This is a genomic window from Trichococcus ilyis, from assembly GCF_900109135.1.
GTDB classification, from domain to species: Bacteria; Bacillota; Bacilli; order Lactobacillales; family Aerococcaceae; genus Trichococcus; species Trichococcus ilyis.
This window is the reverse complement of record NZ_FNYT01000027.1, coordinates 24,994-41,064: the sequence shown is the minus strand read 5'-3', so window position 1 is coordinate 41,064 and position 16,071 is coordinate 24,994. Positions and strand designations below refer to the sequence as shown.

The window sequence follows — 16,071 nt, the reverse complement described above, 5'->3', positions numbered from 1 at the left end:
TTCCTTTCTCGATCATGCGACTAAGAAACCTATGCGGTATTAGCACCCGTTTCCGGATGTTATCCCCCTCTTATGGGCAGGTTACCCACGTGTTACTCACCCGTTCGCCACTATCTTCTCAGTGGAAGCAAGCTTCCATAGAAAAGACCGTTCGACTTGCATGTATTAGGCACGCCGCCAGCGTTCGTCCTGAGCCAGGATCAAACTCTCATGTAAAAGTTGGACTCTTGTACAGAAATCCTACATGTTAAGCTGAATAGCTCTTAATTTTTTGCTGACTTTATGTTTGCGATACTGCGTATCGCCTTCGTTTGCCTCGACCGAAATCGAAGCTTCCTGCACATTTGGTTCGTTCATTCTTTGTTCAGTTTTCAAAGGTCAATCGTTATCACTCGTTACGTGATAGCTTATTTATAATACCACTTACAAAGCTCGTTGTCAACGTCTTTTTGAAATATTTTTTCAAGATAATCCAGACGCTATTTGAACTGCCGTAGCAACTCTTATATATTATCAAATCCGCAATCATCTGTCAATAATTATTTTTCACAGGCGACAAAGGATTGTTTTGACAACTTAAACAGTCTACCACCTGACAGATGTCCTGTCAACAACAAATAACCTATTTTTCAAATTGTCATCCAAAAAACTGCGTCGAAAAAGATTCAACCGATCGATTGCGGATACTATAGTCAGTTTGTTCGCCAAGGAGGAATTGTTTTGACCATCGTTGCCTACACATGCATTTTTTACTTCGGAGCTATTTTCGGATCCTTCTTCAGTGTTCTGGGGACGCGCATCCCCGTCAAAGAAAACTTCACCACCACACGTTCCCACTGCACCCATTGCCAACATACGCTGCAGACCAAAGATCTTTTTCCGATCGTCTCTTATGTATGCCACCGCGGGAAATGTGCCTACTGCGCCGCAAAGATAGATGTGCTTTACCCCACTTCGGAAATCATCTCCGGCTGCCTGGCCTGTCTGCTCTACTATTTCTATGCGACGGATCTGTTGCAGTTGGTTGCGCTCGCCTTTTTGTTCTCACTGTTGCTGATCATAGCGATCGCCGATTATCTCTATCTGTTGATTCCCGATCGCTTCCAACTCTTATTGTTGATTGGTGTCGTATTCCGCCAGATGACGCTTCCTTTCACGGACTGGCCGACAGCCTTCATCAGTTCATTGGCGATCTTTTCCTTGCTGTTCTTCACAAGTCTCGCTCTTCCCGACGGAATCGGGGGCGGTGACGTCAAACTGCTGTCGATCCTGAGCCTTGCTTTCGGCTTGGAGCCCACCCTGTTCATCATCCTACTGGCAAGTTTCTCTGCGGGTTTCTATTTTCTGCACAGCTACCTGACGAAAAACTGTTCTCTACGGCGCAGGTTGCCGTTCGGACCCTTCCTCGCTGCTTCTGCTGTCGTGGTGCACTTTGCGCAAATGCTGTCGGCGCGTTGACCTCCCTTTGATTCTACCCGGGGTTTTTTATTTTTCTCAGGATCAGCCCTCCGAAAGCATGTTGGCGGGGAAAATCAGTCTAAATCACAGTCAGAAAACCTGCCGAAAGCACCTTCGCGGAGAAAAAACGGCCGCGCACAGACGGGATTCCCCGGCAAAACCATTTTGGCGGGGAATCCCGCCACCAAACCCACAAATCCAATACCAAACAAAAAAACACCAAACAACAAAAAAACGCCCCGGAAAAGCCCTCTGCTTTTCCGGAACGTTTATTGTTTTAAGCTTTGTAGTCAGACAGATCCGAACCCATTTCGGCTGTGTCAGTGATGCTATAGACGCTCTCACTTTCGGCTTCGACGGCTTTTGGTTCCATCTTACGGTAACGGGCCATACCTGTACCAGCAGGAATGATCTTACCGATGATAACATTCTCTTTAAGACCCAACAACGAGTCTTTCTTGCCGCGGATGGCAGCATCCGTCAAGACGCGAGTCGTTTCCTGGAAGGAAGCAGCAGACAAGAAGCTGTTTGTTTCCAGGGACGCTTTCGTGATCCCCAACAGCACTGGACGGGCTGTTGCCGGAACTTCGCCAGCGTTGATGACTGCACGGTTGCGGTCTTCGAAGTCTGAGATGTCCATCAATGTACCCGGCAGGATATCGGTTGAACCCGGATCCATGACACGGACTTTGCGCAGCATTTGACGGACCATAACTTCGATATGTTTGTCGCCGATTTCTACCCCTTGCATACGGTATACTTTCTGAACCTCACGCAACAGGTACGTTTCGACGGACAACACGTCACGGACACGCAACAAGCTCTTCGGCTCGATAGATCCTTCAGTCAACGGCTCACCACGGTGGACGAAGTCGCCTTCAGCCACTTTCATGCGCGCAGTGTAAGGAACCGTGTACGTTCTTGTATCCGTGATTCCTTTGACGGTCACTTCTTTGGAGCGATCGGATGCACTTTCGTCGATGGAGACAACTTCCCCGGTAACTTCCGTGATGATCGCTTGCCCTTTCGGATTACGCGCTTCGAAGATTTCTTGGATACGCGGCAAACCTTGTGTGATATCGTCTCCGGCAACCCCGCCGGTATGGAACGTACGCATGGTCAATTGGGTACCCGGCTCACCGATGGATTGGGCAGCGATCGTACCGACTGCTTCACCGACCTCAACGTTCGAGCCAGTAGCCAAGTTGCGGCCGTAGCAACGTTTGCAGACGCCGTGTCTTGTGTGGCATGTGAATACGGAACGGATTGTCACTTCTTCGATGCCGGCGTCAATGATTTCTTTCGCCATATCTTCTGTGATCAATTGGTTGTGCGCAGCAAGAACTGCACCCGTTTCAGGATGAACAACCGTTTTTTGTGCATAACGGCCGATAAGACGCTCTTCCAAGGCCTCGATGATTTCATTGCCTTCTTGGATGGAACGGACGATCAGACCACGGTCAGTTCCGCAGTCGTCTTCGCGGATGATGACATCTTGTGCCACGTCAACCAAACGACGTGTCAGGTAACCGGAATCGGCTGTCTTCAAGGCGGTATCGGTCATCCCTTTACGCGCACCATGGGTAGAGATGAACATCTCCAAAACGCTTAGTCCTTCACGGAAGTTCGATGTAATCGGCAATTCCATGATCTTACCGTTTGGAGCGGCCATCAGACCACGCATACCCGCCAACTGGGTAAAGTTGGAGATGTTACCACGGGCTCCGGAATCGCTCATCATGAAGATCGGGTTTTCTTGTCCCAATGACTTCATCAGTTCGACTTGGATTTCGTCCTTCGCCAAGTTCCAGGTTGTGATGACGCTGTTGTATCTTTCGTCGTCGGTGATCAGACCGCGACGGAATTGTTTCGTGATATTTTCGACTTTTTTATGGGCTTTTTCCAGAATCTCCGCTTTGGATTCCAATACCAGGATATCGGCGATCCCTACGGTGATACCGGAACGGGTAGAGAATTTGTAACCCAGATCCTTCATTCTGTCCAACATCTTCGAAGTTTCCGTCACTTGGAATTTCTTGAAGACGGCAGCAATGACGTTCCCCAAGTATTTCTTCTTGAACGGTCCGACGATGTCTTGTTTTTCGATGAACGCCTGAACGTCAGCACCGGCTTCTACGAAATACTTGTCAGGAGTCGCGACATCCAAGTTGAATTGGGTAGGTTCATTCAAGTACGGGAATTCATCCGGCATGATTTCGTTGAAGAAAATCTTACCGATCGTTGTAACCAACAGACGGTCTTTTTGCCATTCTGTCCATGGTTTCTTAGGCAACGATTGTGTGCTGATCGCTACTCTCGTATGCAAGTGGACAAACCCGCTTTCATACGCCAAGCCAGCTTCTTGCGCATTTGCAAAGACCATTCCTTCGCCGACTTTGCCTTTTTCTTCCAGGGTCAGGTAATAGTTACCCAAAACCATATCCTGGGATGGCGTAACGACTGGTTTGCCATCTTTAGGGTTCAGGATGTTCTGTGCAGCCAGCATCAACAGGCGCGCTTCGGCTTGTGCTTCTTCGCCCAGCGGTACGTGGACAGCCATTTGGTCTCCATCGAAGTCGGCATTGTAGGCTTCACATACCAACGGGTGCAGGCGGATCGCTTTCCCTTCGACCAGGACCGGTTCAAACGCTTGGATACCCAAACGGTGAAGCGTCGGTGCGCGGTTCAGCAATACCGGATGCTCTCTGATGACGTCTTCCAAGACATCCCAAACATCGTCGTCCATGCGGTCGATTTTGCGTTTGGCGTTCTTGATGTTGCTTGCGATATCGCGGGATACCAATTCTTTCATCAGGAACGGCTTGAACAATTCGATTGCCATTTCTTTCGGCAATCCGCATTGGTACATCTTCAGGAACGGTCCGACTACGATAACGGAACGGCCGGAGTAGTCGACACGTTTACCCAGCAAGTTCTGACGGAAACGACCTTGTTTCCCTTTCAGCATGTGCGAAAGAGACTTCAACGGACGGTTACCCGGTCCGGTTACAGGACGGCCACGACGACCGTTATCGATCAATGCATCGACAGCTTCCTGGAGCATCCGTTTTTCGTTCTGCACGATGATGTTCGGTGCATTCAGATCCAACAGACGTTTCAGACGGTTGTTGCGGTTGATGACACGACGGTAAAGGTCGTTCAGGTCACTCGTCGCAAAACGTCCGCCTTCCAATTGCACCATCGGACGCAAATCGGGAGGGATTACCGGGATAACATCCATGATCATCCAGCTCGGTTTGTTTCCGGATGAACGGAATGCGTCCAAGATATCCAGACGACGGATGGCACGCGTACGTTTTTGGCCGGTTGCGGATTTCAACTCTTCTTTGAGTTCTTCACACTCAGCATCGACGTCCACACGATCAAGCAATTGCTTGATCGCTTCCGCACCCATGGCTGCATGGAAACTGTTGCCGAATTGCGCACGTTTTTCGCGGTATTCTCTTTCCGTCAGCAATTGTTTGGATTCCAGGATTGTATCGCCCGGTTCGATGACAACGTACGAAGCGAAGTAAATGATTTCTTCCAAAGCACGCGGGCTCATATCCAATACGAGACCCATACGGCTAGGGATGCCCTTGAAGTACCATACATGCGTTACAGGAGCGGCCAATTCGATATGGCCCATTCTTTCACGACGGACTTTCGCGCGCGTCACTTCAACGCCACAGCGGTCACAAACGATGCCTTTGTAGCGGATACCATTGTACTTGCCGCAGGAACATTTCCAGTCCTTTTGCGGTCCGAAAATTCTTTCGCAGAACAAACCTTCTTTTTCAGGTTTCAGCGTTCTGTAGTTGATTGTTTCTGGTTTTTTGACTTCACCGTAAGACCAGCTGCGGATCTTATCAGGAGAAGCCAAGGAAATTTGCATACTTTCAAATTTATTAACGTCTATCAAGGGGCCAACCTCCCTTTATTCTTTGAGCTGCCCAAAATGCTCTATCTGCGGTTCTCGTGAGGCAATGCGACTCGATCAAATATGCACCCGGACGGTTTCGGCCGTCCGGGAACACAGACTAGTCTCTCTTCATTGCTTCAGATTGTTTGTTCAATCTTTCCATATTCACAACATCGTCTTCTTCATCCATGTCGCGCAATTCGATTTCTTCTTCTGCTTCATCAAGCACTTTCATATCCAATCCGAGTGCTTGCAATTCTTTCACCAATACGCGGAATGATTCAGGTACACCTGGACGAGGGATTGTTTCGCCCTTGACGATCGCTTCGTATGTCTTCACGCGACCGACAACATCATCTGATTTGTATGTCAAGATTTCTTGCAAGGTATAGGCAGCACCATAAGCTTCCAGTGCCCAAACTTCCATCTCTCCGAAACGTTGTCCACCGAACTGAGCTTTACCACCCAACGGCTGTTGCGTAACCAACGAGTATGGTCCAGTCGAACGGGCGTGCAATTTGTCGTCGACCATGTGCGATAGTTTCAGATAGTACATGACGCCGACGGATACACGGTTATCGAATGGTTGACCTGTACGGCCATCGTAAAGGATCGTCTTGGCATCGCTCGCCATACCGGCTTCCGCCACTGTACCCCATACGTCGTCTTCATCCGCACCATCGAATACCGGAGAGGCAACGTAGATGCCCAATTCGCGGGCAGCCATACCAAGGTGAAGTTCCAATACTTGTCCGATGTTCATACGTGATGGTACCCCTAGAGGGTTCAACATGATATCAACCGGTGTGCCGTCTGGCATGTATGGCATATCTTCTTCCGGCATGATACGGGATACAACCCCTTTGTTACCATGGCGTCCGGCCATTTTATCCCCTTCGTTGATTTTACGTTTCTGAACGATGTAGACACGCACCAGCAAGTTCACGCCAGGAGCCAGTTCATCGCCTGCTTCGCGGGTAAAGATCTTCACGTCGTGGACAATTCCGCCGCCGCCGTGAGGCACACGCAAGGAAGTATCACGAACTTCGCGGGCTTTTTCCCCGAAGATGGCATGCAACAGACGCTCTTCCGCAGACAGTTCCGTCATCCCTTTAGGCGTGACTTTACCGACCAGGATGTCGCCGTCTTTGACTTCCGCACCGATGCGGATGATGCCGCGCTCGTCAAGATCCTTCAAAGCATCTTCGCCGACGTTCGGCAATTCGCGCGTGATTTCTTCAGGTCCAAGCTTCGTATCACGGGCTTCTGATTCATATTCTTCGATATGGATGGACGTATAGACGTCGTCACGCACAAGACGTTCATTCATGATGACGGCATCCTCGTAGTTGTAACCTTCCCAAGTCATGAAGGCAACCAATACGTTTTGCCCAAGGGCCATTTCGCCTTTTTCCATTGATGGGCCGTCTGCCAATGTCTCGCCGACATCAACGCGGTCTCCCAAAGCTACGATCGGACGTTGGTTATAGCAAGTCCCTGAGTTGGAACGTTGGAATTTGATGATATCGTACTTATCCAAAGCACCATTGTCGCGGCGGACACGGATTTCTTTGGCATCCACGTATTCAACCACACCTTCATGTTGGCACAACAGGGCTGCACCTGAGTCATGGGCGGCTTTGTATTCCATCCCGGTACCGACGAACGGCGCTTGCGGGTTGATCAACGGAACGGCTTGACGCTGCATGTTCGCACCCATCAAGGCACGGTTGGAGTCATCGTTTTCCAGGAACGGGATGCAGGCTGTAGCGACAGCAACTACCTGTTTTGGAGAAACGTCCATGTAGTCGACGCGTTCGATCGGAACTTCTAGGTTGTCATGGATATAACGGGCCATGACGATATCGTTGGCGAAGCTTCCGTCTTCCAGAAGGACCGAGTTGGCTTGCGCAACCGTGAAGTTATCCTCTTCATCGGCAGTCAAGTAGTCGATGATGTCGGTAACTTTGTGCGTATTCCAGTCCACACGACGGTAAGGCGTTTCGATGAAACCATATTTGTTGATTTTGGCGTAGCTGGACAAGCTGTTGATAAGTCCGATATTCGGGCCTTCAGGCGTTTCGATCGGACACATACGGCCATAGTGGGAATAGTGAACGTCCCGGACTTCATAACCGGCACGGTCCCTTGTCAAACCACCGGGTCCCAAGGCAGAAAGACGACGTTTGTGCGTCAGTTCGCCCAGCGGATTCGTTTGGTCCATGAACTGTGACAGTTGGGAAGAACCAAAGAATTCTTTGATGGCGGCCACTACCGGGCGGATGTTGATCAATTGTTGCGGCGTGACGGTAGAAACGTCCTGGATGGACATTCTTTCGCGCACGACACGCTCCATCCGTGACAAACCGATACGGAATTGGTTCTGCAGCAATTCGCCGACCGAACGGATACGTCTGTTCCCTAAGTGGTCGATGTCATCGGTTGTTCCCAGTCCTTCAGAAAGGTTGAAGAAGTAGTTCATGGAAGCAAAGATGTCCGCAGTCGTCAAATGTTTGATGTCATCGGAAATTTCGGCATTGCCGATCACGTTGATGACTTTCTCTGGATCTTTCTTGGAGTAGACTTTCACTACTTGCATGACGACCGGATCCGTCACAACACCATCATCGGAAGGATACAGCGTCACTTGATTCAAGCCGTTGTCCAAATAAGGCGCCAAGCGTTCCATTACGCCGCGGTCCAATTCGGTTCCTTTTTCTGCGATGATTTCGCCTGTTTCAGGATCGACCAATGTTTCAGCCAATGTCTGGTTGTACAAGCGTGTTTTGACGTTCAATTTTTTGTTGACTTTGTAGCGTCCAACCGGAGCCATGTCATATCTTCTTGGGTCGAAGAAACGAGCATTCAGCAAGTTGCGCGAGCTGTCGGCCGTTTTCGGTTCGCCTGGACGGAGTCTCTCGTAGACATCCTTCAGGGCTTCTTCTGTTCTGGAATCCGATGCATTTTTATGGACATCTTTTTCCATCGTCAAGCGCAGGCTTTCGTTGTCGCCGAAGATCTCAAGAATCTGATCATCCGACCCGAAGCCCAATGCGCGGACCAATACCGTCAAAGGAATTTTCCGGGTGCGGTCGATGCGGACGTAAGAGATGTCTTTGGCATCCGTTTCATATTCCAACCATGCGCCACGGTTAGGAATCAAGGTGTTGCCGAAGCTTTCTTTTCCGTTTTTGTCGATCTTATTATGGAAATAGACACCTGGAGAACGGACCAACTGGGAGACGATAACACGTTCCGCCCCATTGATGATGAAAGTACCCATGTCGGTCATTAATGGGAAATCACCGAAGAATACTTCTTGGTCTTTGATTTCGCCTGTTTCTTTATTGATCAAGCGCAGTTTTACATAGATTGGCGCCGAGTAATTGGCATCATGTGCACGTGCTTCGGAAACCGTGTATTTCGGCTCGTGGAATTCATAGTCGACGAATTCCAATGCCAGGTTTCCTGTGTGGTCTTCGATCGGCGTGATGTCCTTGAACATCTCCTTGATTCCGGTTTCCAGGAACCATTTGTAAGAATCCGTTTGGATCTCGATCAAGTTAGGAAGCTCCAACACTTCACTGATACGCGAATAACTTCTGCGGGTACGTTGTTTCCCGAATTTTTCATTATGCCCTAACAACTTCTTCACCCCTACTTAAATTTAGACATTTAGCGACAGCGCACTATCATGTTGCATTTCCGCAACAAATGTTACGTTTTTGTTACGCATACATTCCGCAACGTTTTTTTGGCAAAAAAAAACCAAAAGAAGGTTGCAATTTCTGAGAAAATTACTCTTTCTTTTGTTTTCTGCCTCGAAAAGCGCGTCTGGACAATATTTCAGTCGCGTTTCCTGAATTATCTTATGCGTCTATATTACCTTACTATTCTACACACATGGATTTCGTTTGTCAACAGCCTTTTGCTCGCCATCGGAGCGGTCCGGCAGAGACATCAGGCTTTGACTGACTGGATGATCCAATAACCTTTGTCGCGCGCAACCACTTCAGCATTGCCGAAGACTTCCAGCATTTTCTGTTCGGCACTCGGCGCGCCCTGCTTCTTCTGGATCACGACAGTCAATGTGCCTCCCGGCAAAAGATGCCCGTGCGCTTCCGACAGAATGCGGTGGACAACCTGTTTCCCGGCACGGATCGGCGGATTGCTGACGATGGCAGCAAATTGCCTTTCTTGCGGCACTTGGTCGTACGTGTTCGATTCGTAGATTTTCACGTTGCGGATGTTGTTGGCTTCCGCATTTCGGCGCGCCAAAGACATAGCCCGTTCGTTTACGTCCACCATCTCCACCAGCCGTTCCGGATAAGCGTGCGCAAGCGCCAATCCCATCGGGCCGTAGCCGCAGCCGACGTCCAGTATATCCCCTGCCACCTCATCGGGCAACTGCACGGTTTCGATCAGCAACCGCGAGCCGAAGTCGACGGTTTTCTTGGAGAAGACCCCGCTGTCCGAAATGAAGCGGAAGTCGCGATCCCGCAGCCGAAAATTCCAGGACGACTCCTTGCTTTCCGTTTCCGGATTCTTTGTGTAATAATGATTCGACATATTCCCAACTCCTTCTCACTGTACAAGAAAAGCCAGGATAATCGCTTATCCTGGCTACCCTATTTACACAATCAAGAATTGTGTTTCTGTAGAAACAATCTTTGGGAAAAGATTATTTAACTGTTACAGAAGCGCCAACTTCTTCTAATTGAGCTTTCAATGCTTCAGCATCTTCTTTAGATACAGCTTCTTTAACCATTGCTGGTGCGCCGTCTACCAAAGCTTTAGCTTCTTTCAAGCCTAGGCCTGTAGCTTCACGTACAACTTTGATTACTTTGATTTTTGAATCGCCAGCTGAAGTCAATTCAACGTTGAATTCAGTTTGCTCTTCAGCAGCTACTGCACCTGCTGCTGCGACTGCTACAGGAGCTGCTGCAGTTACGCCAAATTCTTCTTCGATTGCTTTTACTAGGTCGTTTAATTGTAAAACTGTTGCTTCTTTGATGTCAGCAATAATTTGTTCGATGTTTAATGACATTTTTTGTTCCTCCATTTTTGGTTTTAGTTTTTTGGGCGCCTCCCGCAGGAAGCTTTTCTCAACAGAACTGCAGATTATGCAGCTTCGCCTTTTTGATCGGATACAGCTTTAACAGCCAACGCAACGTTGCGTAATGGTGCTGTAAGAACTGAAAGCAACATAGAAAGCATACCTTCGCGGTTTGGTAGTTTCGCCAAAGCTTCGATTTCTTCCTTAGAAGCAACGTTGCCTTCGATGATACCGCCTTTGATTTCTAGTTTTTCAGCAGTTTTTGCAAACTCAGCCATGATTTTAGCCGGAGCCACAACATCTTCAGTACTGAACGCTACAGCAGTAGGTCCTTTGAAGATGCTTTCCATGCCTTCCAAACCTGCAGCGCCAGCAGCACGTGTCATTAGAGAGTTTTTGATAACTTTCATTTCCACGCCAGCTTCACGCAATTGTTTTCTTAGTTCAGTCACCTGTTCAACAGTAAGACCTAAATAGTCAACAACGACTACAGATGCGGATTCTTGGATTTTAGTTGTCAGTTCTTCAACCAACAATTGTTTTTGTGCAATAGCAGCTTCACTCATCTTATATTTCACCCCCTGGATTTTATGATAGAATTTCTTGTCGAAAACAAAAAACTCTATGTCACCTAGACATAGAGGATCCATAAATATCTCATTGGATTCTTCCTCGGCAGGACGATTAAGGCTCGCGCCCCCTGCTGTCTTCGGTAGCATATATTAACCTAAACGACTATACCAAAGATAGCCGTTCAGGTCAAGGTTTATTTTATAAAGAGCTTGCGTCCACTTTAACGCCAGGTCCAAATGTAGTTGTTACACTTACATTTTTAACGTATTGGCCTTTAGCAGTTGCTGGTTTAGCTTTCAAGATTACATCGTGGATAGTACGGAAGTTTTCCATCAATTTAGCATCGTCGAATGATACTTTACCGATAGGAACGTGGATGTTACCTGCTTTGTCGGCACGGTATGTAACTTTACCAGCTTTGATTTCTTCAATAGCTTTTGTTACGTCCATTGTTACTGTACCTGTTTTAGGGTTTGGCATCAAACCTTTAGGTCCCAATACGCGACCCAAACGTCCAACTTCACCCATCATGTCAGGTGTTGCAACAACAACATCAAATTCAAACCATCCGCCTTGGATTTTTTGAACCATGTCAGCATCGCCTACGTAGTCTGCACCAGCAGCTTCAGCTTCTTTAGCTTTTTCGCCTTTAGCGAATACCAAAACGCGTTGTGTTTTACCAGTTCCGTTCGGAAGCACGACTGCTCCACGGATTTGTTGGTCATTTTTACGAGTGTCGATCCCCAAACGGTAAGCGACCTCAACAGTTGCGTCGAATTTTGCAAAATCGACTTCTTTCGCTAATGCTACTGCTTCTTCTACTGAATATGCTTTAGTAGAATCGACTTTTTTCGCAGCATCTTGGAATTTTTTACTTTTCTTAGCCATGAATTTTCCTCCTAGATTGTGGTTTTAACGGTTTTACCTCCCACTTGCGGCCCAAAACGTCTTGTGAGCGTCCGGAAGACCGCATGAGAAGCTGCCTTTTGAATTAGTCTTGAACTGTAATACCCATTGAGCGGGCAGTACCTTCGACCATACGCATAGCAGCTTCTACGTCTGCTGCATTCAAGTCTACCATTTTTGTTTCAGCGATTTCTTTAACTTGGTCACGAGTTACGGTACCAACTTTTTTCTTGTTTGGTTCGCCTGAACCTGATTCGATACCTGCAGCTTTTTTCAGCAATACTGGAGCTGGAGGAGTTTTAGTAATGAAGGTGAATGAACGATCTTCATATACAGAAATGACGACGGGAATGATCATACCTGCTTGGTCAGCTGTACGCGCATTGAATTCTTTACAGAATCCCATGATGTTTACTTGTGCTTGACCCAAAGCTGGACCTACCGGTGGAGCAGGAGATGCTTTACCTGCAGGAATTTGTAACTTAACTAATTTAACAACTTTTTTAGCCACGAGACATACCTCCTTGATTGTTCGTGATGTGGTTTAATGGGGTTAAGATTTCCCCTCCCACTCAATCCATACGCCTGAACGTACCGACATATTGTATCAGCACTCCAGACTAAATGCAATAGTTTCTTGAAAATAATTATGCGCAACGAACCTGTTCCGCTTTTCTTAGCCTTTGTCGACTTGGTCGTAATCGAGTTCGGCGATCGTTTCGCGGCCGAACATTTCGATCATGACTTTCAGCTTGCCTTTTTCGCTGTCCACTTCTTCAACGAACCCTGACAAGCCGTTGAATGCCCCATCGGTGATCGTGACGGCTTCGCCTTTTTCGAATTCCACGTCACGCGTGCGCGTGCTCATGCCCATGCGCTTCAGGATGACTTCGATTTCTTCATTCAATAGAGCGGACGGCTTGCTTCCCGCTCCGTGCGATCCGACGAAACCGGTGACGCCCGGCGTATTGCGGACAACGAACCACGCTTCATCAGACATGATCATTTCGACCAATACGTAACCAGGGAAGGTTTTTTGCGTAGTAGCCTTCTCTTTTCCGTCCTTCACTTCCACTTGCTCTTCTTCCGGGATGACGACACGGAAGATATGGTCTTCCATGTTCATGCTTTGCGCACGCGATTCGATGTTCAGCTTCACTTTGTTCTCATAACCCGAATAAGTGTGCAACACGTACCATTGTTTTTCGTTTTCGATCGTTTCCATTTCTGCATCTTCTTTCTTGGTGGATTTTTATTTGACTTCAATTCTTTGTAAACAAAAAAACCTTCCTGTGTTGAAAGGTTCCTTCTGTACGGCGTTAACATTATAGCATCACGAAGACCGTATGGCTACAAATCTTCTTTTAATTTAAGATTAAATCCATTGCCTCTGTGATCCCAAAATCTACTACGGCAAAAAATAATGCGAATAAGATTGTGGTAACGACTACCGTATTTGTATATTTTGCTAATTCCTTACCAGTCGGCCAAGTCACTTGCTTCATTTCATCCGCTACGCTCTTCAGAAATTTCATGCTTACTCCTCCTACTATATGTTGCCAGTTTCGTCTTTATTTCGTTTCTTTATGCAAGGTATGCTTTCCGCAGTACCGGCAAAATTTCTTGACTTCCAAACGTTCTGTACGACCTTTTTCAGTAGGTGTGATGGTGTAGTTCCTTGATCCACATACGGTACAGGCTAATGCGGCTTTTCTGATAGCCATGTCGCTCACCTATTTTCTCTCTATTTGTGTACACAATACAAGCTAATATTAGAGCGACTGCCCCGAATAGTCAACCTTTTTATTTTTTGGCGGATCGGCCCAGAAATACAAAAAGGCCTCCGGATCTGAGACCGGAAACCTTTTTGTTGCGCTATTCAGTTCTGCATTGCCTTATCCGCGTTGAATCTTACTTCTTATTGAACTGTAACGATTGCATCGCCAAGATCGACAGTGCCTTCCGCAACAGTTTCAATGTTTTTGTAATTGAAAGTGTTTGTGACTACGATAGGCGTAGTTGTCTTGTAACCGGAGGCCTTGATGAATTCGATATCGAAATCAACCAATTTGTCTCCGATTTCGACAAAATCCCCAGCCTTAACGTGGGCAGTGAAGCCTTCACCCTTCAGATTGACAGTGTCCAATCCGATGTGGATCAGGATTTCAACGCCTTCGTCCGATTCCAGACCGATAGCATGCTTCGTGTCGAAAACCATGACGACTTTACCATTGATCGGTGAAACGACTTCACCGACTGCAGGTTCGATTGCGATCCCTTTACCCAACGCTTCGCTGGCGAAAGCAGCGTCATCCACTTGCGTCAATGGAATGGCTGTACCCGCGATCGGCGAACGCAAAGTGGCCGCAACTGCAGCTTTCTCTTCAGCAGCAGGCGCTGCTATTTTTTCCGCTGCTTTTTCTTCCGTTTTTTCAACAGCCTTCAGACCGTAGTAGTCTTCTTTGGAAGGCAGTTTTGCGGCACTGCCGCTTTCGATGAATTCTTCCAGGTTTGATTTGATGACGGAAACTTTCGGTCCGTAAACAACCTGCACGCCATTCCCTTTATGGATGACGCCGGATGCTCCCGTGCCTTTCAATAATTCCGCATCGACCAAATCTCCGTTTGCAACGGTTGTACGCAGACGTGTCGCACAGCTGTCGACGTCCACGATGTTGGCAGCGCCGCCCAGACCATAAATGATGGAAGCGGACATCTCATCGGTTTCATTTTTCACGACTGATGCAACGTCTGCAGCGCCTTCTTGCGCTTTCGCATTCATGTCAGCACGCGTATACAACTTCACTTCTGTGGAATCGTCTTCGCGACCTGGAGTCTTGTAGTTGAATTTCTTGATCAGGAATGTGAACAGGAAGTAGTACACGACGAAGTAGCCCAGACCGACGATCACAATCCAAATCCAGTTCGTTTTCGCATTCCCTTGCAGGATCCCGTAAAGGAACATATCGATGAATCCGCCCGAGAAGGTCATACCGACGCCCACATTAAACATATGCATCAGCATGTAAGCAGCACCCGCCAAAACAGAGTGGATGGCATACAATGGTGTCGCAACGAACAAGAACGTGAATTCCAACGGCTCAGTGATACCTGTCAGCATGGAAGTCAAGGCAGCGGACAACAAAAGTCCGCCGGCTTCTTTTCTTTTTTCTGGCTTGGCAGTGCGGTACATCGCCAAAGCAGCACCAGGCAAACCGAAGATCATCAACGGGAATTTACCTGACATGAAACGTGTAGCAGCAACGCTGAAGACAGTTGTGTCCGGATCAGCCAATTGTGCGAAGAAGATGTTTTGTGCCCCTTCGATCATTTTGCCGCCGACTTCCATCGTTCCGCCCACCGCTGTTTGCCAGAACGGCAAGTAGAATACGTGGTGCAGACCGAACGGAATCAACGCACGTTCCATGAATCCATACAACCATGTTCCGGCATAACCGGAACCTTGAACCAAAGCACCGATCGCATTGATGCCTTCTTGCACTGGCGGCCAGATGTAAACCATCAGGATACCTACGAACAAGTAGACGATCGATGAAATGATCGGAACAAAACGAGTGCCTTCAAAGAATGAAAGAGCAGCTGGTAATTGAATTTTATAAAAGCGATTATGAAGTGCAGCAACACCCAAACCGACGATCATACCTCCAAAAACACCCATTTGCAATGACTCGATACCCAATACGTTTGAGATGGACCCTTCGATGAACTGATCCGCGCCGCCACGGGCTACAATCATAGCGCCGATGGATGAATGCATGATCAGGAAAGCGATGACGGCAGCCAAAGCGGCAGTCGCTTTTTCAGCTTTCGCCATCCCGATGGCACAGCCGACAGCGAAGATCAACGGCAAGTTCCCAAAAACAACCGATCCGGCCTGGTTCATTACGTTCAGCACATCATAAATGAACGTCCCTTGACCCATCAGTTCCGTTAAACCATATGTTTCCAGTGTCGTAGCATTAGTGAATGATCCACCGATACCCAAAAAGAGTCCGGCTACCGGCAAAATGGCGATCGGCAACATAAAGGAACGTCCCACACGTTGCAAAACCCCAAAAATTTTGTCCTTCATTTTAAATCCTCCAAATAGGGACAAGGACAGCTGCTTTGCGGAACAAGCGGACCCGCTCCGCCG

The 16,071-nt window shown here is 47.9% G+C and carries 12 protein-coding genes, 1 rRNA gene and 1 other annotated feature; of the genes, 1 reads left to right on the top strand and 12 read right to left on the bottom strand.

The features are described from left to right. Window positions 1-216: ribosomal RNA gene (locus tag BMX58_RS11645) — 16S ribosomal RNA — on the bottom strand; the annotation flags it as partial. 504 nt (window positions 217-720) lie between these two features. Between BMX58_RS11645 and BMX58_RS11640 the strand changes: the two genes are divergently transcribed. Next, window positions 721-1,458, top strand: coding sequence for a prepilin peptidase (locus BMX58_RS11640; RefSeq protein WP_068622770.1), 738 nt, complete (start codon window positions 721-723; stop codon window positions 1,456-1,458). Between the two features lie 277 nt (window positions 1,459-1,735). Here the strand turns inward: BMX58_RS11640 and rpoC are convergent, their stop codons facing one another. From rpoC to BMX58_RS11585, 11 genes are all read right to left on the bottom strand, one after another. Then, window positions 1,736-5,380: a DNA-directed RNA polymerase subunit beta' gene (rpoC, locus tag BMX58_RS11635; RefSeq protein WP_068622771.1), complete on the bottom strand. Its 3,645-nt coding sequence runs from the start codon at window positions 5,378-5,380 to the stop codon at window positions 1,736-1,738. 118 nt (window positions 5,381-5,498) lie between these two features. Then, complete coding sequence (gene rpoB / locus BMX58_RS11630; protein WP_068622772.1) at window positions 5,499-9,026, bottom strand: DNA-directed RNA polymerase subunit beta; 3,528 nt, start codon at window positions 9,024-9,026, stop codon at window positions 5,499-5,501. A 314-nt stretch (window positions 9,027-9,340) separates the two neighbouring features. Then, window positions 9,341-9,949, bottom strand: a complete 609-nt coding sequence (locus BMX58_RS11625) for a class I SAM-dependent methyltransferase (RefSeq protein ID WP_068622773.1) — start codon at window positions 9,947-9,949, stop codon at window positions 9,341-9,343. Window positions 9,950-10,061: 112 nt separating this feature from the next. Beyond that, window positions 10,062-10,427 carry a 50S ribosomal protein L7/L12 gene (rplL, locus tag BMX58_RS11620; protein WP_068622774.1) on the bottom strand — a complete coding sequence of 122 codons (366 nt, stop codon included), beginning with the start codon at window positions 10,425-10,427 and terminating at the stop codon, window positions 10,062-10,064. Between the two features lie 74 nt (window positions 10,428-10,501). Further along, on the bottom strand, window positions 10,502-11,002 hold the full coding sequence (gene rplJ, locus BMX58_RS11615) for a 50S ribosomal protein L10 (RefSeq protein ID WP_068622855.1): 501 nt from the start codon (window positions 11,000-11,002) through the stop codon (window positions 10,502-10,504). Between the two features lie 38 nt (window positions 11,003-11,040). Then, window positions 11,041-11,167 (bottom strand) — a sequence feature (ribosomal protein L10 leader region). Window positions 11,168-11,207: 40 nt separating this feature from the next. Beyond that, entirely contained in the window at window positions 11,208-11,897 is a 690-nt protein-coding gene (rplA, locus tag BMX58_RS11610) for a 50S ribosomal protein L1 (protein WP_068622775.1), read from the bottom strand. A 103-nt stretch (window positions 11,898-12,000) separates the two neighbouring features. Beyond that, window positions 12,001-12,426, bottom strand: coding sequence for a 50S ribosomal protein L11 (gene rplK, locus BMX58_RS11605; RefSeq protein WP_068562458.1), 426 nt, complete (start codon window positions 12,424-12,426; stop codon window positions 12,001-12,003). Between the two features lie 165 nt (window positions 12,427-12,591). After that, window positions 12,592-13,140 carry a transcription termination/antitermination protein NusG gene (nusG, locus tag BMX58_RS11600; protein ID WP_068622776.1) on the bottom strand — a complete coding sequence of 183 codons (549 nt, stop codon included), beginning with the start codon at window positions 13,138-13,140 and terminating at the stop codon, window positions 12,592-12,594. Window positions 13,141-13,279: 139 nt separating this feature from the next. Further along, window positions 13,280-13,450, bottom strand: a complete 171-nt coding sequence (gene secE, locus BMX58_RS11595) for a preprotein translocase subunit SecE (protein ID WP_068622777.1) — start codon at window positions 13,448-13,450, stop codon at window positions 13,280-13,282. A 36-nt stretch (window positions 13,451-13,486) separates the two neighbouring features. Continuing rightward, on the bottom strand, window positions 13,487-13,639 hold the full coding sequence (rpmG, locus tag BMX58_RS11590) for a 50S ribosomal protein L33 (protein WP_072763840.1): 153 nt from the start codon (window positions 13,637-13,639) through the stop codon (window positions 13,487-13,489). 194 nt (window positions 13,640-13,833) lie between these two features. Next, complete coding sequence (locus BMX58_RS11585) at window positions 13,834-16,008, bottom strand: PTS sugar transporter subunit IIABC (RefSeq protein WP_068622778.1); 2,175 nt, start codon at window positions 16,006-16,008, stop codon at window positions 13,834-13,836. Window positions 16,009-16,071 lie beyond the last annotated feature (63 nt).